This is a genomic window from Streptomyces yangpuensis (genome assembly GCF_001005295.1).
GTDB classification, from domain to species: domain Bacteria; phylum Actinomycetota; class Actinomycetes; order Streptomycetales; family Streptomycetaceae; genus Streptomyces; species Streptomyces yangpuensis.
Map to the genome: position 1 here is coordinate 17,100 of NZ_LBMK01000010.1, position 19,106 is coordinate 36,205.

Genomic DNA, 19,106 nt, shown 5'->3' on the forward strand with positions numbered 1-19,106 from the left:
CTGAAACCGGGTTCGCAGCCGCCGTTTCGATCAGTGCCCCCGAGCAGGCCGCCGAACGGGCCGCCGAACGCCCGCCGCACGGGCCGTGACCACCACGGGCGCGCCGCACCGGCGCGCCCGGACCTCACTGCGCCGACCGGGCCTGCGCGGCCACCTCGCCGGAGCCGTTGCCGTCCGGCACCTCCTGCGACGAACCCGCCACCGCACGGCTGCGCCCACCAGTTGACAGCACCCCCTGAGTCACCATCAGAACCAGCAGCGCCGCACCGCCTGCAGCGCACGCCACGCCGAAGCCCCACGCGGTGCCGCCCAGCTCCACCGCCGGACCGGCGGCCGCCGTACCGATCGCCGCCCCCACCCCGAAGAAGGTCACCAGCCACGAGAAGGCCTCGGTCACCGTGCCCGTCGGCGCGTGCCGGTCCACCACGATGAACGCGCACGCCAGAGCCGGCGCCAGGAACACGCCCGACAGCGCCGCCAGCGCCGTCATCGCCCCCGGCCCCGGAGTCAGCAGCAACGGCACGTAGCAGACCGCGAGCAGCGCGACCAGCAGCCGCAGCCGCCGCTCGGGCGCACCCGCCCACTGACGGGCGCCGTAGAACACCCCGCCGATCAGCGCGCCCAGCCCGAGCGCCGCCATCAGCCAGCCGTACACCGCCTGGCCTCCGTTGCCGTCCGCGTACGCCACACCGGCCACCGTGATCGAACCCAGCGCCATGCCCACGAAGAAGAACGCACCCAGCAGCGCCAGCAGCCCGCGCGAGCGCAGAGCGCCCAGCCAGTGCGCCTCCCGCGGCTGAGAGCGCCACGCCCGCGACGGCTCACTGGCCACGACCGACAGCGCGCCCAGCACCCCGACAGCGTTCAGGGCCAGCAGCGCCCCGGCCGGCGACCACACCGCCACGAACAGCGTCACCAGCAGCGGACCGACGGTGAACATGATCTCCTGGGCCACCGCGTCCATCGCGTACGCCGCGTGGACCTTCTCCTCGCGACCCCCCAGCACGCCCGGCCACAGGGCCCGCAGCCCGCCCTCCAGCGGCGGCGTGAACAGCCCGCCGACCACCACCGCGCCGTACGCCGCGACCGCCGAGCCGGTGCCCGCGAGCGCCAGCCACACCATCCCGAGCGCTGACAGGAGCGCCGCCGGCAGCTGCACCCGCGGCTGCCCGAACAGGTCCACGGCCCGCCCCAGCAACGGCTGGCCCACCGCGTTCGCCAGCCCGTACACCGCGGCCAGCGCCCCCGCCAGGCTGTAGCTGCCACCCTCCGCGCGCGTGAACAGCACGATCGCGATCGGCGCGGTGGCGTTCGGCAGCCTGCCCACGAGCGTCCCCGCCAGCAGCCTCGCGGCGTGCCGGGTCCTCAGCAGCTCCGCGTATCCCGCGGCCATGACGGCCCCCTTCTGCCCGGACCCAGCCGGGGTAATACGTATAACGTGACTCGTCATACGTACCATGGCCACAGTCCACGGGTCCACCCGCGGACCACGAAACCACCCCCGACCCCGCCCCGCAGGAGCCCCGTGTGACGAGACCCACCAGCCGGGACGTGGCCACCGCCGCCGGGGTCTCCCAGGCCACCGTCTCCCTCGTCCTCGGCGACAAATGGCCCGGCCGCGTCTCGACACGCACCGCCGCCCTCGTCCGCGAGACCGCCACCCGCCTCGGCTACCGGCCCAACCTCGCCGCCCGCAACCTCCGCCTCGGCTCCACCCGCACCGCCCTCCTCGTCGTCCCCGCCCTCACCAACGAGTTCTTCGCCCGCGTCTACACCGGCGCCGCCCGCGTCGCCGCCGAACACGGCTTCGGCGTCGTCCTCTACCCCTCCCCCGACGGCACCGGCCCCGCCCGCGACCCCTTCGCCTCCGCCCGCGCCGCCCTCGACGGCGTCATCGCCTCCTCCATGGCCGCCCACGCCCTCCAGGCCATCGGCGGCGACACCCTCCCCCTCGTCATGCTCGACAGCGACCCCCGCGCCGGAGGCGCCGCCGCCCACGTCAACCTCGCCATGGCCGACGGCATGCGCCAGGTCACCGAACACCTCCTCGCCCTCGGCCACCGACACTTCCTCCACCTCGCGTCCGCCGTCGACTCCTGGACCTTCGACACTCGCGCCGAAGCCCTCACGACCCTCCTGGGCCCCGGCACCGAGCTGCGCACCGTACGGTCCCCCCTCACCGCCGACGGTGCCCGTACGGCCATGGAGGCGGCCCTCGCGGCCCCCCTGGGCCGGCCCACCGCCGTCGTCTGCGACGACGACATCCTCGCCGCCGGCGCCTGCAAGGCCGCCCGCCGCCTCGGCCTGCGTGTCCCCGAGGACCTCTCCGTCACCGGCTTCGACGACCTCGCCCTCGCCACCGCCGTCGAACCCGAGCTCACCACGGTCCACCTCCCCGCCGAACGCGTCGGCGAACAGGGCATGACCGCCCTCCTCGCCGTCCTCGAAGGCACCCCCTGGACCGCCCCCGACATCCCCGTCACCCTCGTCGTCCGCGACTCCACCGGCCCCGCCCCTGCACCCGCCCCCGCACCCTGAGCCCGGACACGACGAAGCCCCGGCCACCCCCGAAGGGGCGACCGGGGCCACGCACCCGGCTCCTGGTCCTACTCGGCGTCGTCCTCCGGCGCCTCGTCGTTCGACACCGCGTCCGCCTGCGCAGCGGCCGGCACGTCCGCCTCCAGCAGCCGCGACAGCTGCCGGCCACGGATCCGCTTGAACTTGCGCTGCTGCGACCGGGTCCGGTCCAGCACCGCCACCTCCAGCCGCTCCGCCGGAATCGCCTTGTCGGCGCCGTTGGCCTGGCTGGACAGCGCCGCCACCGCCAGCTTCAGCGCCTCCGACAGCGTCATCCCGTCCTGGTGCCGCTGGTCCAGGTAGGTACTGATCTGCTCGGCGTTGCCACCCACCGCGACCGAACCGTGCTCGTCCACGATCGACCCGTCGTGCGGCAGCCGGTAGATCTGGTCACCGGCGGCCGTCGCACCGACCTCGGCCACCACCAGCTCCACCTCGTACGGTTTCTCACCGGCACTGGAGAAGATCGTGCCGAGGGTCTGCGCGTACACGTTGGCCAGCCCACGGGCCGTCACATCGTCACGGTCGTAGGTGTATCCACGCAGATCCGCGTAGCGCACACCGCCGATCCGCAGGTTCTCGTACTCGTTGTACTTGCCGGCGGCCGCGAAGCCGATCCGGTCGTAGATCTCGCTGAACTTGTGCAGCGCACGGGACGGGTTCTCGCCGACGAACACGATGCCGTCGGCGTACTGCAGCACGACAAGGCTGCGACCGCGGGCGATGCCTTTCCGGGCGTATTCCGCCCGGTCGGCCATGGCCTGCTGGGGTGACACATAGAACGGAGTCGACACCGGCTTTCCGTCCCTTTCTTCTGGGCGACGAGGTGACGGGCGGTCAGAGCAGGGCGGCGCGCGGGCCGTCGGGCTGCTCGAGACGACGATCGGTGACCGAACGGGCGAGCGCCTGCGACTCGTCCTCGGTCAGCCTGCGGAAGCCCTCGTCGGTGATGACGGTGACGATCGGATAGATGTGGCGGTACAGGTCCGGCCCGCCGGTCGCCGAGTCGTCGTCGGCAGCGTCGTACAGCGCCTGCACCACCAGCGTGGTGGCCTGCTCCTCGGTCAGATCCGGGCGGTAGAGCTTCTTCATGGAGCCCCGCGCGAAGATCGAACCGGAACCGGTCGCCGCGTACCCGTGCTCCTCGGAGCGGCCGCCGGTGACGTCGTAGGAGAAGATGCGGCCCTTCTCCTTGGCCTCGTCGTAGCCGGCGAAGAGCGGTACCACGGCCAGGCCCTGCATCGCCATGCCGAGGTTGCTGCGGATCATGGTGGAGAGCCGGTTGGCCTTGCCCTCCAGGGAGAGGGTCGTCCCCTCCACCTTCTCGAAGTGCTCCAGCTCCAGCTGGAACAGCTTGACCATCTCCACGGCCAGTCCGGCCGTACCGGCGATGCCGACCGCGGAGTACTCGTCGGCCGGGAACACCTTCTCGATGTCCCGCTGCGCGATCATGTTCCCCATGGTCGCCCGCCGGTCACCGGCGAGCACGACCCCGCCGGGGAAGGTGGCGGCCACGATGGTCGTCCCGTGCGGCGCCTCGACGACACCCTCCGGCAGCTTGCGGTTGCCGGGCAGCATCTCCGGCGAGTGCGCGCCCAGGAAGTCCATGAAGGACGACGACCCCGGCGTCAGGAAGGCTGCCGGTAGACGCCCTGTGCCACGATTGTTGGCTTCCACGCGTGTCCCTCCAAGTATGAGACGACCCGACGGGCTGCGTCGGGGTCGTCACCCAACTTGCCGATGGCCGTGTTGCAGTTGAAGCACAGTACGCCTCGGACCCTACCCGTCTTGTGGCAGTGATCCACATGTACGGCCGGAGCCTTGAGACAGATGCAGCAGAGCCCGTCCTGAGCTGCGATCATCTCGTCCCGATCGGCCTCGGTCATGCCGTACGCCCGCTTCAGATGGGCAGCCCGGCTCTCGACGGCGCGGCACGCCTTGCAGCGTGTCGATAATCCATCTGATGCCGTCTTGTTCCGATCCCATTCGGCGTGAGGCTTGATCTCCCCACACCGACGGCAGTATTTGTGCCCCTCGGGTGCTTCGACGCGGGGACGCACATTCATGCCCCTGGCCATCTGGCGCTGCTGGTGATATTCGGCCGCGCACGGCCTGCAGTAACACTGCAGGCCGTCGCGCATGGCCTTGTTTGCGGCGAACGCCTCAAGCGGCTTGAGCAAGCCGCACCGCGGGCACCGCTTCCCCTCCCCCGACACACACCCTCCCGAGAGCCTTCCGCCTTCGATTCAAAGGCAAAATCACTCTCCACCCTTCTGAACGAAGGACCGCACGAAGTCCTCGGCGTTCTCCTCCAAGACATCGTCAATCTCGTCAAGTACGGAGTCGACGTCGTCGGAGAGCTTCTCCTGGCGCTCCTTGAGGTCGGTCGATTCCTCGACCGCCGCCTCCTCGACCTCCTCGGTCGAGCGCGTCGCCTTCTGCTGTCCGCCGCCGGTGTCCTTGGTCGCCATGTCTACCTCACCCCGCTCGGTTCGCACGCTCATGTCGAGAGACCCCGGGATTTCGGGATCTCTCAAGATCAGACCCTACGTCGGACCCTATAGGGAGGGTCCGGCATTCGTCCCCGTACTTTCACAGTCCGGTTCTCTTCATGATTCCCGGACCGATCGCATTTCAGGCCCGCTCACTGCCCCGAAAGCACCCGGACCAGGTCCTCCGCCGTGCGGCAGCGGTCCAGGAGCTCCTTGACGTGGTTGCGGGTCCCCCGCAGGGGTTCCAGCGTCGGGACGCGCTGCAGCGAGTCCCGGCCCGGGAGGTCGAAGATCACCGAGTCCCAGGAGGCCGCGGCCACGTCGTCCGCGTACTGCTCCAGGCAGCGGCCGCGGAAGTAGGCCCTGGTGTCCTCCGGAGGCTTGCTCTGGGCCCGTTCCACCGCCGGCTCGTCCACCAGCCGCTTCATCTTGCCGCGGGCCACCAGGCGGTTGTAGAGGCCCTTCTCGGGCCGTACGTCCGAGTACTGGAGGTCCACCAGGTGCAGCCGCGCCGCGTCCCAGTCGAGGCCGTCCCGGCGCCGGTAGCCCTCCAGGATCTCCCGCTTGGCGATCCAGTCCAGCTCGCCCGACAGGCTCATCGGGTCGCTCTCCAGCCGGCCCAGGACGTCCTCCCAGCGGGACAGCACGTCCTTGGTCTGCTCGTCCGCGTCCGTGCCGAAACGCTCGTCCACGTACTTCCTGGCCAGCTCGAAGTACTCCATCTGGAGCTGCACCGCGGTCAGTGTCCGGCCGCTGCGCAGCGTGATCAGGTACTTCAGCGAGGGGTCGTGGGAGACGTGGTGAAGGGTGCGTACGGGCTGGTCGACGGCCAGGTCGACGCCGATGAAGCCGTCCTCGATCATGGACAGGACCAGGGCCGTGGTACCGAGCTTGAGGTAGGTGGAGATCTCGGAGAGGTTGGCGTCTCCGATGATCACGTGGAGCCGGCGGTACTTCTCGGCGTCGGAGTGGGGCTCGTCGCGGGTGTTGATGATGGGCCGCTTCAGGGTGGTCTCCAGGCCGACCTCGACCTCGAAGTAGTCCGCGCGCTGGCTGATCTGGAAGCCGTGCTCGCGGCCGTCCTGGCCGATGCCCACGCGTCCCGCTCCGGTCACGACCTGGCGCGAGACGAAGAAGGGGGTCAGGTGGCGCACAATCTCCGAGAAGGGGGTCTCCCGCTTCATCAGGTAGTTCTCGTGCGTGCCGTAGGAGGCGCCCTTGTTGTCGGTGTTGTTCTTGTAGAGGTGGATGGGCTGGGCCCCGGGCAGCTGGGCGGCCCGGACGGCGGCCTCGGCCATGATCCGTTCGCCGGCCTTGTCCCAGAGCACGGCGTCCAGCGGGTTGGTGATCTCCGGGGAGCTGTACTCGGGGTGCGCGTGGTCGACGTAGAGCCGTGCGCCGTTCGTCAGGATGACGTTGGCGAGGCCGATGTCCTCGTCGGTCAGCTGGCTGCTGTCGGCGGCCTCGCGGGCGAGGTCGAAGCCGCGGGCGTCCCGCAGCGGGTTCTCCTCCTCGAAGTCCCAGCGGGCACGTCGCGCCCGGTGCATCGCCGCCGCGTAGGCGTTGACGATCTGGGACGAGGTGAGCATGGCATTGGCGTTCGGGTGACCGGGGACGGAGATCCCGTACTCCGTCTCGATCCCCATTACTCGCCGTACGGTCATGCGGCCCTCCTTGCCCGGCGGCGCCCCCGTCCGGGGGCGGCGCTCAAGTACCGCTGGTGCTCCGGTGCGTGTGACTGTGCGGTGCCCGTCCCCGCACTGCGCGACCGGCGGTACGGAAGAGCCTAGAACCACTGCGCGCTCGTGGGGAGATCATTTCCGTCATTGAATCTGCCCTGTCACCGGCTGGAATACCGCCGGTCGATCGGTGGGGTAAAGCAGGCGGCTGCGGATGCCCGGGGAGGGCATCCGCAGCCGCTCCGCATCACAGGTACTGACCGGTGTTCGCCACCGTGTCGATGGAGCGTCCGGTGTCCGCGCCTTGCTTTCCGGTGACGAGGGTGCGGATGAATACGATCCGCTCGCCCTTCTTACCGGAGATTCGGGCCCAGTCGTCCGGGTTGGTGGTGTTGGGCAGGTCCTCGTTCTCCTTGAACTCGTCCACGCATGCCTGGAGGAGGTGGGAGACGCGGAGGCCCTTCTGGTTGTGTTCGAGGAAGGCCTTGATGGCCATCTTCTTGGCACGGTCGACGATGTTCTGGATCATCGCGCCCGAGTTGAAGTCCTTGAAGTAGAGGACTTCCTTGTCGCCGTTGGCGTACGTGACCTCGAGGAAGCGGTTCTCCTCGGTTTCGGCGTACATCTGCTCGACGACGGTCTGGATCATGCTGTGGACGGTGCCGGCCGTGGAGCCCTGGTGTTCGGACAGGTCGTCCGTGTGCAGGGGCAGCGAGGCCTTGAGGTACTTCGCGAAGATGTCCTTCGCGGCCTCGGCGTCCGGACGCTCGATCTTGATCTTCACGTCGAGGCGGCCGGGGCGCAGGATGGCCGGGTCGATCATGTCCTCGCGGTTGGAGGCGCCGATGACGATGACGTTCTCCAGGCCCTCCACGCCGTCGATCTCGGCGAGGAGCTGCGGGACGATGGTGTTCTCCACGTCCGAGCTGACACCGGATCCGCGGGTGCGGAAGAGGGATTCCATCTCGTCGAAGAAGACGATGACGGGGGTGCCCTCGCTGGCCTTCTCGCGGGCCCTCTGGAAGACCAGGCGGATGTGCCGCTCGGTCTCGCCGACGTACTTGTTGAGGAGTTCGGGGCCCTTGATGTTCAGGAAGTACGACTTCCCCTGGGCCTGTCCGGTCACCTCGGCGACCTTCTTGGCAAGGGAGTTGGCGACTGCCTTGGCGATGAGCGTCTTGCCGCAGCCGGGCGGGCCGTAGAGCAGGATGCCCTTCGGGGGCCGCAGTTCGTGTTCCTTGAACAGGTCGGGGTAGAGGTACGGGAGCTCGACCGCGTCGCGGATCAGCTCGATCTGGTCGCCCAGGCCGCCGATCTTGTCGTAGTCGATGTCGGGGACCTCTTCGAGGACCAGGTCCTCGACCTCGCTCTTGGGGACGACCTCGTAGACGTAGCCGGATCGGGGTTCGAGCAGGAGGGCGTCGCCGGGGCGGATGGTGATGTCCAGGAGCGGCTCGGCGAGCCTCACCACCCGTTCCTCGTCGGTGTGCCCGACCACCAGGGCGCGCTCGCCGTCCTCGAGGATCTCCTTGAGGGTGACGATGTCCCCGGCCCGCTCGAACTCCATGGCCTCGACCACGTTGAGGGCCTCGTTGAGCATGACTTCCTGGCCGCGCCGGAGGTCTTCCGGGTCGACGCTGGGGCTGACGTTCACGCGGAGCTTCCGGCCTCCGGTGAAGATGTCGACGGTGCCGTCCTCGTTCGCCTGGAGGAAGACACCGAAGCCTGCCGGCGGCTGTGCGAGCCGGTCGACTTCTTCCTTGAGGGCCACGATCTGGTCGCGGGCCTCACGGAGGGTATTCGCCAGTCGTTCGTTCTGTGCGGAGACGCCGGCCAGATTCGTCTGGAGCTCGACGATCCGCTCTTCGAGAATCCTCGTGTGTCGCGGAGAGTCGGCGAGCTTACGTCGCAGGACGGCGATTTCCTGCTCGAGATAGGCAACCTGGCCGGCGGGGTCCTCGGACCCTCGCGCGGGCCGGATGCCGCGGTTGATGTCGTCGTCGTGGGCTGCCACGGTCCTCACCTCCTCCAAGGGGAGCTGGACGCTTCCTGACCCTACCTGGGCTGGTGGTGATTGAAACCCCTAGATCACAAAGACGATAGAGGTGTGTCCGATCTTCACCCTTGCGTACTCCCTCACGCCAAAGAAATACCCACCCCTCAAACTCGGGAAGCCGCCGGTTGTAAGGTCGAAGTGTTCAACACCCGTCAGGGCCCGCGCGACTTGCTGCGGGTTGTGACCGGGATGGATCACTCAGCGCAGGGAACGGCAGGAGATATGACCGTGCAGCAGGACGCTCCGACGGGCGGCGCCGGTGGGGCCGGCGAGCCGCTCGAGGTCTGGATCGACCAGGACCTCTGCACCGGGGACGGCATCTGCGCGCAGTACGCGCCCGAGGTGTTCGAGCTGGACATCGACGGTCTGGCGTACGTGAAGAGCGCGCAGGACGAGCTCCTGCAGGAGGTGGGGGCGACCACTCCGGTGCCGCTGCCGCTGCTCCAGGACGTGGTGGACTCGGCGAAGGAATGCCCGGGCGACTGCATTCACGTAAGGCGCGTTTCGGACGGGGTGGAGGTCTTCGGCCCGGACGCGGAGTGACGCTTCAAACACTCCTGGCGGCCGAGTCCGTCAGCTCCTGGCGGAATTTTCCGTCGGCCCAGCGCCACTTGGCGAGCTGCTTCTTGTCGGGGCAGCAGCGCGGGACCTCGGGTCCGGAGTAGCCGAGGAGGCTCGCGGTGACGGTCCGGTCGCCTACGGTCAGTTCCGTGGCGGTCCGGCGCTGCGGGGTGTCCAGGAGGGTGGCCACGACGCGGGGGCGGGCGCCTTCGGCCCGGTCCTGGGTGAGTACGTAGATGGCGTGGGGCGGGGTGCCGGAGCCGGCGTCGCAGCGGACGGCTGCCACGGTCTCGGGTCGGCCGTCGCCGTCGAGGTCGCCCTGGGCGGTGGCGGTGACGGCCTGGGGCGCGCCCTTGCAGTCGAGGGGGTAGGTGGCCGCCGCCGGGTCGGGTGCGGTGGCCTGGGGGCCCTTCGCGGCGGGCTCGTCCGCGGCGGCGGGGGTGCCGGTGGCCGGTTGTACGAGTCCCGCGGCGGCTATGACGGCGGCCATGGCGGTGGCCGTGGCGAGCCAGTGGAGGGGCCTGGTCCGGGTGTGGGCCAGGGTGTCCGGGGTTGCCAGCGTGGCGGGGGTGGGCAGCACGCGGGGTGTCTCCTGTGCGAAGGGTGACGGGGAGCCAGCATCGTGCCACACCTCACACGGGGGCGGAACGGCAGGGGCCGGGTCGGCACGGGGACAACGAAAAGGCGCTGTGGCGTAGTTCCCCCGGGGTCGGGGGAACTACGCCACAGCGCCGTCGTGTTGGGTCGGACGGGGGTTACGCGGAGCGGTCGCTGCCGGGTCCCTCGTAGTCCTCGCCGTAGGCGCCCTTGGCGGGGCGGCGGCGGCGCATGGGGGGCTCGACGCCGTCCGCGAGGCGGCGGGCGGTGACGAGGAAGCCGGTGTGGCCGATCATGCGGTGGTCCGGCCGGACGGCGAGGCCTTCGACGTGCCAGTTGCGGATCATCGATTCCCAGGGCTGCGGCTCGGCGAAGCAGCCGATCTCGCGGATGGACTCGACGGTCTTGGACAGCTGGGTGGTGGTGGCCACGTAGCAGCAGAGGATGCCGCCGGGGACGAGGGCCTTGGAGACGGCCTCCAGGCATTCCCAGGGGGCGAGCATGTCCAGGATGACGCGGTCGACGTCGGTGTCGGACAGGTTGTCCTGGAGGTCGCCCACGGTGAGCTGCCAGGCCGGGTGGGGGCCGCCGAAGTAACGTTCCACGTTGGCGGTGGCGATCTCGGCGAAGTCCGCGCGGCGCTCGTAGCTGTGGAGCATGCCCTGGTCGCCGATGGCGCGCAGCAGGAAGCTGCTCAGGGAGCCGGAGCCCACGCCCGCTTCCACGACGCGGGCGCCGGGGAAGATGTCGGCGAAGGCCAGGATCTGGCCCGCGTCCTTGGGGTAGACCACGGCGGCGCCGCGGGGCATGGACAGGACGTAGTCGGGGAGCAGGGGGCGCAGCGCGAGGTACGCGACGTTCCCCGTGGTACGGACAACACTGCCTTCGGGAGCACCGATCAGCTCGTCGTGGGGGAAGGAACCCTTGTGGGTGTGGAAATTCTTCCCGGCTTCGAGCGTGAACGTGTAGTGGCGGCCCTTGGGGTCGGTGAGCTGAACCTGGTCCCCGACCTTGAAGGGCCCGCGTCGGCGGGCGGCACCGGTCGGTTCGGACATGTGACCAGTGTATTGGCTTCAGGACTGGGGCCGTGCCATGGCCTTCACGAAGGCCTTCTCGACGTCGAGGGTGGACAGGACGCCGTAGATGGCGCCGCCGGGTTCGAGGACGAGGTATTCGGTGGCGGGGGTGGCGCGGAGGTGGTCGAGGAGTTCTTCGCCGGTGAGTTCCGCGGAAACCTTCATGCCGTCGGTGAGGTCCTGGGCGAGGGTGCTGACGGCGACCCAGGGGCGGCGGTGTTCGGGGACGGAGGCGATGGCGCTCTCGCGGACGATGGCGGTGGGGTCCCCCTGGCCGTCGACGACGACGAGGGCGCGGGCTCCGGCTTCGTTGGCGCGGCGGAGGGCTTCGGAGAGGGGGGTGGCGTTCTCGACGGGGATGGCGCGGCGGGTGAGGCTGCGGGCGCGCAGTTCGGGGAGGTGTTCGCGCAGGCGGGCCATGCGGAGGCTGTTGCCGGCTCCGGTCCAGATGATGGCGGCCAGGATGGCGGCGAGGAGGGCGTCCATGACGGTGTCCATGCCGCCGATCTCCTCGGTGCGGTTGCCGAGGAGTCCGGTGTGGGTGAGCAGGGGCAGGCCGAGGAGGACGGCGACGGCGAGGGCGCGGCCGACCCAGGCGGCGGCGACGGTGCCGGCCATGGGTTTGCCGGTGATGCCCCAGATGACGGCGCGGAGCATGCGGCCGCCGTCGAGGGGGAGGCCGGGGAGCAGGTTGAAGGCCGCGACGAGCAGGTTGGAGATCATGAGGCCGGCGAGGAGGACACCGGGGACGGTCGCGGGGTCGACGGCCTTCATGCCGAGGTAGAAGCCGCCGGCGAGGAGGAGGGAGAGCAGGGGGCCGACGAAGGCGAGGACGAATTCGCGGCCGGGGGTCTCGGATTCCTTCTCGATCTCGGAGACTCCGCCGAAGAACTGGAGCTGGATGCGGCGGACGGGGAGTTTGAAGCGGAGGGCGGCGACGGTGTGGGCGAGTTCGTGGACGAGGACCGAGGCGTAGAAGGCGACGGCGAAGAAGAGGGAGACCAGGTAGCGGACGGGTCCGAGGTCGGGCAGGACGCGGTCGAGCTGGTCCCCGAAGACCCAGGTGATGAGGGCGGCGACAAGGAACCAGCTGGGTGAGACGTAGACGGGCACGCCGAAGGGGCGGCCCATGAGGAGTCCGCCGCCCGGTCCTGAGCGCCGTTTGTCGCGCTCGCCGGTCTGGTCGGTGTCTGCCACGTCTGTCCTTCGTTCGGTGCTGGGGTTCTTATGCGGTTCTCGTGCGGTTCCGGGGGGATTCTCGCGGTGTGGGGCGCGGTGTGCGTAGCGCCGGGTGATGCTCCGATCATGCAGTGCGAGGGGGCCTGGCGTCGATGGTATGCGCGTGCTGTCGGTCGCGGGTCGTAGGGTTTTGTCCATGACGACGAGCCCCGGTGCCGTGCCCGGTGCGGCCGAAGCCGCAAGCCCGGGCGCTGTGGCGCCCTCTTCGCTCTCTCCTTCCCGGGCGAGCGATTTCATGCAGTGCCCGCTGCTGTACCGGTTCCGGGTGATCGACAAGCTGCCGGAGAAGCCGAGTGCGGCGGCCACGCGGGGGACGCTGGTGCACGCGGTGCTGGAGCGGCTCTTCGATCATCCCGCGCAGGAGCGGACGGCGCCGCGGGCGAAGGAGCTGATTCCGGGGCAGTGGGACCGGTTGCTGGAGTCGCGGCCGGAGCTGTCGGAGCTGTTCCCGGAGGGTGACGAGGGGGCGGGGCTGGCGCGCTGGCTGACGGAGGCCGAGGCGCTGGTCGAGCGCTGGTTCACGCTGGAGGATCCGACGCGGCTGGAGCCGGTGGAGCGGGAGTTCTTCGTGGAGACGGAGCTGGAGTCGGGGCTTCGGCTGCGCGGGATCATCGACCGGGTGGACGTGGCGCCGACGGGTGAGGTGCGGATCGTCGACTACAAGACGGGCAAGGCGCCGCGGCCGGAGTATGCCGAGGGTGCGCTGTTCCAGATGAAGTTCTACGCGCTGGTGGTGTGGCGGCTGAAGCAGGTCGTGCCGCGGCGGCTGCAGCTGGTGTATCTGGGCAGTGGGGATGTGCTGACGTACGACCCGGTGGTGGCGGACCTGGAGCGGGTGGAGCGCAAGCTGCTCGCGCTGTGGGAGGCGATCCGGGAGGCGACGGAGTCGGGTGAGTGGCGGCCGCGTCCGACGAAGCTGTGCGGGTGGTGCGATCACCAGGCGTCGTGTCCGGAGTTCGGTGGTACTCCCCCGGTGTATCCGCTGCCGGTCGTGCCGAGGCCGGCCGTGGGGCCGGACACCCCCTAGGGGGTTTCTCGGGCCGGGGCGGTCGTGGCCCACCAGGTGACCAGCCGGGCGGCGATCGCGTCGGGCCGCGGGCACGGGGCTGCGAGACCGAAGTGGTCCTCCAGCTCGTGCTGCAGGAACGCGGCGATCTCCGTCCGGCCGGCGCCGCCGCGGAGCCGTCCGAGGAGCGGGGGGAGCATGCAGTCGTACTCGTCCCGCACCGAGTCGGCGACGCCGATCGGATCCCAGTCGTTGATCAGGTGCCGCAGTTCGTTCTCGGTGGCGGTGCTCCAGGCTTTCATCCCCTCAGTCTGTCGGCCGGGAAGGGTCTGCGTCGCACGGGCCCGGGGGCGGGATTTCTTGATCGTCGGGTCAGGGCAGAATGGGCGTGTCCGCCCGAGCCGTCCGAGCTGTCCGACGAATACGAGGTATCGCCCGTGGCCATCCGCGTTCTCCTGGTCGACGACCAGCCCCTGTTGCGCACCGGCTTCCGGATGATCCTGGAGGCGGAGGAGGACCTGGCGGTGGTCGGCGAGGCCGGGGACGGCCTGCAGGCGCTGGACCAGGTGCGGGCGCTGCAGCCGGACGTGGTGCTGATGGACATCCGGATGCCGCGGATGGACGGGGTCGAGGCGACGCGCCGGATCACCGGTCCGGGGCGGGACGGTCCGGCGAAGGTGCTGGTGCTGACCACGTTCGATCTGGACGAGTACGTGGTGGAGGCGCTGCGGGCGGGGGCGAGCGGCTTCCTGCTGAAGGACGCGCCGGCGGGCGAGCTGGTGCAGGCGATCCGGGTGGTGGCGGCGGGTGAGGCGATGCTCGCGCCGAGCATCACGCGCCGGCTGCTGGACAAGTACGCGGGGCACCTGCCGTCGGGTGAGGAGCGTCTCCCGGACACGCTGGGGACGCTGACCGAGCGCGAGGTGGAGGTCCTGAAGCTGGTGGCGCGGGGGCTGTCGAACGCGGAGATCGCCGCGGACCTGTTCGTGAGCGAGACGACGGTCAAGACGCATGTGGGGCACGTCCTGACGAAGCTGGGGCTGCGTGACCGGGTCCAGGCGGCGGTGTACGCGTACGAGAGCGGTCTGGTCCGGCCCGGGGCGCAGTAGTCGCATCCGGCGCCGCCTTCCTGTCCGGCCGGGAAGGCGGCCCGGGGACGGCCACGGGGCCGCACGTGCGAGGGAAGGTCGCGCGTGCGGCCCCGTGGTGTGTCCGGGGCGGGCCGGAGGATCAGCCCTTGCTGATCTCCCAGAAGCGGAAGACCGTGGAGGCGTCCAGGGACCACTGCAGGCCGTTCACGTTCTGGCGGGTGACGGCGTACTGCTTGCCCTGCCAGAGCGGGAGGAGCGGGAGCTCGTCGGCGACGATGTCCTGGAGCCGGTTGTAGTCGGTGTTGGCCGCGGTGCGGTCGGACTTCGCGGAGGTCGACGGGATGATCGTCCCGGTGATCTCCTTGTTGTCGTAGTTGTTGTTCAGGACGTTGCCCGGGCCGAAGAACGGCTGGGTGAAGTTGTCGGCGTCCGGGTAGTCGGGGACCCAGCCCTTGACGTAGATGCCGTACTTGCCCGCCTGGATGTCCTTCTCGTACTGCTCGTACTCGACGGACTTGACGTCGGCCTCGAAGAGGCCGCTGTCGTTGAGCTGCTTGGCGATGACCTCGAACTGCTGGTCGGTGGAGGGGCCGTAGCGGGACGGGGTCGAGTACAGGGTGACCTTGACCTTGCCGTTGATGTTCGCGGCCTTGAGGACGGCCTTGGCCTTCTCGGGCTGCGGGGTGCCGCCGTAGCGGTCGAAGAACGGCGTGGTGTGGCCGGCGATGCCGGTCGGCACGATGGAGTAGAGCGCGGTGGCGGTGCCGGCGTACACGTCCTTGACGAGGGCCTCGCGGTCCACGAGGTAGGCGATGGCCTTGCGCACGGGGAGCTTGCCGACGACGGGGTCGTTGACGTTGAAGACCATGTGCTCGACCTCGGCGCCCGTGCCCTGGACGACGTCGACCTTGTTGTCGCCGGTCTTGGAGGAGGCGAGGGCGGCGATGTCCTTGGCGGCGAGGCTGCGGAAGGCGAAGTCGACGTCTCCGCTTTCGAGGGTGCTCTTGAGACCGGCCTGGTCGCCGTTGAAGAACTTCAGGGTGACGCCGGTGTTCTTGGGCTTGGCCTTGCCCGTGTAGGACTCGTTGACCGAGAAGGTGGCGCTCTTCTCGCTGAAGGAGTCGAGCTTGTAGACGCCGGAGCCGTCGGCCTTGTTGTCGGTGCGGAGCTTGTCGGCCGGGTACTCGCGGTGGTCGACGATGGAGCCCGCACCCGAGGCGATCTTGCTCGGGAAGGTGGCGTCGGAGTTCTTCAGGCGGAAGACGACGGTCTGCTCGTCGGGGGCGTCGATGCCCGCGATCGAGGAGAGCATGACGGCGGGGCCGTTCTCGTCGTTGATCTTCAGGGTGCGCTCGAAGGAGTACTTGACGTCCTTCGAGGTGAGGTCGTGGCCGTTGCTGAACTTCAGGTCGGGCTTCAGCGTGCACTTGTAGAGCTTGCTGTCGCCGCCCTCGAAGGCGCAGCTCTGCGCGGCGTCGGGCTCGGGGGTGGTGCCGCCCTTGGGGAAGCTCAGCAGCGACTGGAAGACGTTGTTGAAGAGCAGCCAGGAGCCCGGGTCGTAGCCGGAGGCCGGGTCGGTGGACTTCACCTTGTCGGATATGCCCATGACCACGCCCTTGCCGCTGCCGGCATTGGAGCCATCGGTCGAACCGCAACCGCTGAGCAGCGCGGCGGCGGTGGCCGCGCCGAGCGGGGCCGCGAGCCACTGGTTACGTCGATTCACGCGAACGTCCTTCACAGTCGAACTGTTTCGTTGCTCCGGCCCGCGACACCCGCTGCCGGTCTTTGCCTTGCTCAGCCGCTTACGCCGCGGCCGAGCTCCCACAACTGGAGGTCGGAGATGGCGTTGACCGACCACTCCACTCCGGTGATCCCGTCGCGTGCGGCGACGTACTGCTTGCCCTGCCACAGGGGCAGGACGGGTACGTCCTCGGCGACGATGTCCTGCATCTCCGTGATCGCGGGGGCGGCGACGTTACGGTCGACCGCGCGCCGGGATTCGGGGAGGAGCCTGGTGCGCACCGCGTTGTTGGCGTACGGCGTGCCCAGGAAGTTGTCCTGCTCCAGGAACGGGGCGAGGAAGTTGTCGGCGTCCGGGTAGTCGGGGAACCAGCCGAGCCCGTAGGCGGCGTGGTCGCCCTTCTTCTGCGCGGGGCGGAAGTCGCCCCATTCGCTGCCCTGGACGGTGATGTCGAAGAGCTGGGTGGAGTTGAGCTGGGCCTTGAGGGCCTCGAACTCCGCCGCCGTGCCGTCGCCGTAGTGGTCGCTGGTGTAGTGCAGCGTCAGCTTGACCGGAGTCTTGATCCCGGCCTCCTTCAGGAGTGCGGCGGCCTTGGGCGTGTTGCCGTCGCCGTACTTGTTGTAGAAGGAGTTGACGTGGCCGGTCACGGAGGTGGGGACCAGCGAGTAGAGCGGCTGGGCGGACTTGCCGTAGACCTTGGAGATGAGCGCGCCGCGGTCGACGGCGGCGGCGAGCGCCTGGCGGACGGCCTTGTCCTTGACGACGGGGGCGTCGGTGTTGAAGCCGAGGTAGCGGATCTCCAGGCCGGGCATCGGGACCAGCTTGACGCCCTTGGGCGGGTTGGCGCTGAGCTCGGTGATCTGGGCGGGCGACAGGGTGCGGGAGACCATGTGGATCTTCCCGTCGGTGAGGGCCTTGCCCATGGCCGTGGAGTCGCGGTAGGTGCGCAGCTCGACCTTGTCGTTCTGCAGCTTGATGTCGCCCTTGTAGTGGGGGTTCTTGCTGAAGACGGCGCGGACGAGGCGGTTCTCCCTGACCTCGGCCTTCATGGTGTACGGCCCGGAGCCGTCCACTTCGAAGCCCTCGCGGAGCTTCTTGGCGTCGTAGCTCTTCTCGCTGACGATGCCGGCGGCGGGGGTGGAGAGCTTGAAGGGGAAGGTCGCGTCCGGGGTCTTCAGGTGGAAGACGACGGTGTCCTCGCCCTTGGTCTCGACGTTGTCGAGGGTGGAGAGCAGCGAGGAGGGGCCGTTCTCGTCCTTGATGGCGAGGACCCGGTCGATGGAGAACTTGACGTCCTTGGCGGTGAGCGGGTCGCCGCTGGCGAACTTGAGCCCGGGGCGCAGGGTGCAGCGGTAGCTCTCGTTGCCGGAGTCGGTGAAGCGGCAGGCGGAGGCTGCTTCGGGGACGGGCTGGCCGCCGCCCCGCGGGGTGTGCATCAGCGTCTGGACGGTCTGGCGCAGGATGTTCCAGGCGCCGGCGTCGTAGGCGTAGGCGGGGTCGAAGGGGGCGGGAGCGAAGTCTGCGGCCTCGAACCGGTCGGTGGTCCCGACGACGATCGCCGCGGATCCGGCTCCTCCACCGCTCGCGGTGCCGCATGCGGCCAGCGCGGGGGTGAGCAGTCCGGCCGCGGCCGTCAGCACCATGGTCTTGCGGTTCATGCTGGAAGTACTCCCTGTAACCGGCACTTGGTCAAAGCGGTGTGAAGGGCACTTCGCGGCGGCCGCCCGTTCAGGGCGGAACGATCGGGCCGGTGGTGTGACGATCGGTCCACGCGGTTCCGGACCAGGGGTGTGTGTCCGGAACGCGGCTGGGTGCGGCGTAGTGCCCGGATCGACACTAGTGGTCCGGGGCGGGGTGGCTGGAACGCACCGGACTTGGGGCGTAATCGCACCGTGATCGGAGCGAACTGCCTGTTCACAGGCAGGGCTCCGCAGATTCGGTCAGGGGCTGATCAATCCGGACACATGGGAAGCCGGATGGACCCTCGGACAGGGCCGTCGGGGGCGTGACGCGTGACCAAGGTCACCCTGCGCAACGACCTCGGAGGGGATGGAATTTCAGCCTCCGGGGCCTGCGGCGGAAGATCCTCCCGTCGTGATGCGCATGGACGGGGTTCCGTTCGGTACGGAGCGTGTTCACGGCAATCCGGTGCGTGGCAATGCATACCGATGTAGGTCACTGCATGCCGATGTGTCCGCTTGCGCTGTGTACATGCCGGACGAGGAGTGCGCCGGGCGGCGGGACCGGCCGGATCGTCACTCTCGGTGAGCCTCGCTCAGTTCATCGGGGCGATGAGGGAGCGCAGGAACGTGAGGTCGACGTCCTCCAGTGAGCGGACGACCGTGCGCCCCGGAGCCGGTTCGATGACACCGACGGAGGGGATCGCCACGACCCGGCAGCCGGCGGCCTCGGCGGCCGCCACGCCGGTGCGGGTGTCCTCGATGACCGCGCACCGCGAGGGGTGGGCGCCCAGCGACCGGGCGGCGAAGAGGTACGGGTCGGGGTGCGGCTTGGTACGGGCCACCTCGTCGCCGGCGACCGTCAGCGTGAAGCGGTCGCGGCCGAGGGTGAGCAGGACCTGGTCGATGACCCGGCGGTGGGAGGCGGAGACGAGGGCGGTGGGCACGTTGTGCCGGGCCAGCTCGGTCAGCAGCCGCTCGGCGCCCGGCATCAGGGGGACCCGGTCGGCGATGCGCGCCTCGAAGCGCTCGTTGAGCAGGACGCTCAGCTCGGCGATGCCGATGGCGGCGCCGGTGGCCTCGATCAGGAAGCCCGCGCTGCGGCTCATCGGGCCGCCGACCACCACGTCGCGCCAGGCGTCCTCCAGCCGGTGCCCGAGCTCCTGGAAGATCTCCGCCTCGATCTCCCACCAGAAGCCCTCGGTGTCCACCAGGGTGCCGTCCATGTCGAGCAGCACCGCCTGCAGGGCCGAACCGTCGGCCGTGCGGGTGACCGGGGCGGGAACGGTGCTCGTCATGCGCATGCCTCTCC

The 19,106-nt window shown here is 69.6% G+C and carries 18 protein-coding genes; 4 read left to right on the top strand and 14 right to left on the bottom strand.

Going from position 1 to position 19,106, the window contains the following annotated elements:
• Positions 1–124 precede the first annotated feature (124 nt).
• Positions 125–1,393, bottom strand: a complete 1,269-nt coding sequence (locus tag AAT21_RS32120; protein ID WP_046780514.1) for an MFS transporter — start codon at positions 1,391–1,393, stop codon at positions 125–127.
• Between the two features lie 134 nt (positions 1,394–1,527).
• On the opposite strand from AAT21_RS32120, the gene AAT21_RS32125 reads away from it, so the two are divergent.
• Positions 1,528–2,538, top strand: a complete 1,011-nt coding sequence (locus AAT21_RS32125; protein ID WP_046780515.1) for a LacI family DNA-binding transcriptional regulator — start codon at positions 1,528–1,530, stop codon at positions 2,536–2,538.
• Positions 2,539–2,606: 68 nt separating this feature from the next.
• Here AAT21_RS32125 and prcA read toward each other — a convergent pair whose 3' ends face one another.
• The 6 genes from prcA to arc all read right to left on the bottom strand — a co-directional run bounded on the left by prcA (position 2,607) and on the right by arc (position 8,762).
• Positions 2,607–3,371: a proteasome subunit alpha gene (gene prcA / locus AAT21_RS32130; protein WP_030655938.1), complete on the bottom strand. Its 765-nt coding sequence runs from the start codon at positions 3,369–3,371 to the stop codon at positions 2,607–2,609.
• Between the two features lie 43 nt (positions 3,372–3,414).
• Positions 3,415–4,254 (bottom strand): proteasome subunit beta, encoded by an 840-nt coding sequence (prcB, locus tag AAT21_RS32135; RefSeq protein ID WP_046780516.1) that lies wholly within the window; start codon positions 4,252–4,254, stop codon positions 3,415–3,417.
• Entirely contained in the window at positions 4,206–4,718 is a 513-nt protein-coding gene (locus tag AAT21_RS36305; RefSeq protein WP_079026111.1) for an endonuclease VII domain-containing protein, read from the bottom strand. Before AAT21_RS36305 ends, prcB begins: the two co-directional genes overlap by 49 nt.
• Positions 4,719–4,835: 117 nt before the next feature.
• Positions 4,836–5,048: a ubiquitin-like protein Pup gene (locus AAT21_RS32145; RefSeq protein WP_030233608.1), complete on the bottom strand. Its 213-nt coding sequence runs from the start codon at positions 5,046–5,048 to the stop codon at positions 4,836–4,838.
• A 173-nt stretch (positions 5,049–5,221) separates the two neighbouring features.
• The gene (dop, locus tag AAT21_RS32150; protein WP_046780518.1) at positions 5,222–6,733 is read right to left on the bottom strand and encodes a depupylase/deamidase Dop; all 1,512 of its coding nucleotides are present in this window, start codon (positions 6,731–6,733) and stop codon (positions 5,222–5,224) included.
• Between the two features lie 262 nt (positions 6,734–6,995).
• A complete protein-coding gene (gene arc, locus AAT21_RS32155) occupies positions 6,996–8,762 on the bottom strand; it encodes a proteasome ATPase (protein ID WP_030655926.1) in 1,767 nt (588 codons plus the stop codon).
• Between the two features lie 264 nt (positions 8,763–9,026).
• On the opposite strand from arc, the gene AAT21_RS32160 reads away from it, so the two are divergent.
• The gene (locus AAT21_RS32160; RefSeq protein WP_046780519.1) at positions 9,027–9,347 is read left to right on the top strand and encodes a ferredoxin; all 321 of its coding nucleotides are present in this window, start codon (positions 9,027–9,029) and stop codon (positions 9,345–9,347) included.
• A gap of 4 nt (positions 9,348–9,351) precedes the next feature.
• Here the strand turns inward: AAT21_RS32160 and AAT21_RS32165 are convergent, their stop codons facing one another.
• From AAT21_RS32165 to AAT21_RS32175, 3 genes are all read right to left on the bottom strand, one after another.
• The gene (locus tag AAT21_RS32165) at positions 9,352–9,945 is read right to left on the bottom strand and encodes a hypothetical protein (protein ID WP_235439298.1); all 594 of its coding nucleotides are present in this window, start codon (positions 9,943–9,945) and stop codon (positions 9,352–9,354) included.
• 175 nt (positions 9,946–10,120) lie between these two features.
• A complete protein-coding gene (locus AAT21_RS32170; RefSeq protein WP_030833375.1) occupies positions 10,121–11,017 on the bottom strand; it encodes a tRNA (adenine-N1)-methyltransferase in 897 nt (298 codons plus the stop codon).
• An 18-nt stretch (positions 11,018–11,035) separates the two neighbouring features.
• Positions 11,036–12,169: a site-2 protease family protein gene (locus tag AAT21_RS32175; RefSeq protein WP_200904498.1), complete on the bottom strand. Its 1,134-nt coding sequence runs from the start codon at positions 12,167–12,169 to the stop codon at positions 11,036–11,038.
• Between the two features lie 244 nt (positions 12,170–12,413).
• Between AAT21_RS32175 and AAT21_RS32180 the strand changes: the two genes are divergently transcribed.
• The gene (locus AAT21_RS32180) at positions 12,414–13,304 is read left to right on the top strand and encodes a RecB family exonuclease (RefSeq protein WP_107081449.1); all 891 of its coding nucleotides are present in this window, start codon (positions 12,414–12,416) and stop codon (positions 13,302–13,304) included.
• Here the strand turns inward: AAT21_RS32180 and AAT21_RS32185 are convergent.
• On the bottom strand, positions 13,301–13,585 hold the full coding sequence (locus AAT21_RS32185; RefSeq protein ID WP_046780522.1) for a hypothetical protein: 285 nt from the start codon (positions 13,583–13,585) through the stop codon (positions 13,301–13,303). The two genes, AAT21_RS32180 and AAT21_RS32185, sit on opposite strands and share 4 nt — an antisense overlap.
• Before the next feature lie 135 nt (positions 13,586–13,720).
• On the opposite strand from AAT21_RS32185, the gene AAT21_RS32190 reads away from it, so the two are divergent.
• On the top strand, positions 13,721–14,392 hold the full coding sequence (locus tag AAT21_RS32190; RefSeq protein ID WP_030963767.1) for a response regulator: 672 nt from the start codon (positions 13,721–13,723) through the stop codon (positions 14,390–14,392).
• 121 nt (positions 14,393–14,513) lie between these two features.
• On the opposite strand, the gene AAT21_RS32195 is transcribed toward AAT21_RS32190, so the two are convergent.
• From AAT21_RS32195 to AAT21_RS32205, 3 genes are all read right to left on the bottom strand, one after another.
• Positions 14,514–16,097: an ABC transporter substrate-binding protein gene (locus AAT21_RS32195; RefSeq protein ID WP_046780523.1), complete on the bottom strand. Its 1,584-nt coding sequence runs from the start codon at positions 16,095–16,097 to the stop codon at positions 14,514–14,516.
• Between the two features lie 71 nt (positions 16,098–16,168).
• Positions 16,169–17,773 (bottom strand): ABC transporter substrate-binding protein, encoded by a 1,605-nt coding sequence (locus tag AAT21_RS32200; protein WP_046780524.1) that lies wholly within the window; start codon positions 17,771–17,773, stop codon positions 16,169–16,171.
• A 617-nt stretch (positions 17,774–18,390) separates the two neighbouring features.
• Complete coding sequence (locus AAT21_RS32205; RefSeq protein WP_046780619.1) at positions 18,391–19,092, bottom strand: HAD family hydrolase; 702 nt, start codon at positions 19,090–19,092, stop codon at positions 18,391–18,393.
• Positions 19,093–19,106: the final 14 nt, after the last annotated feature.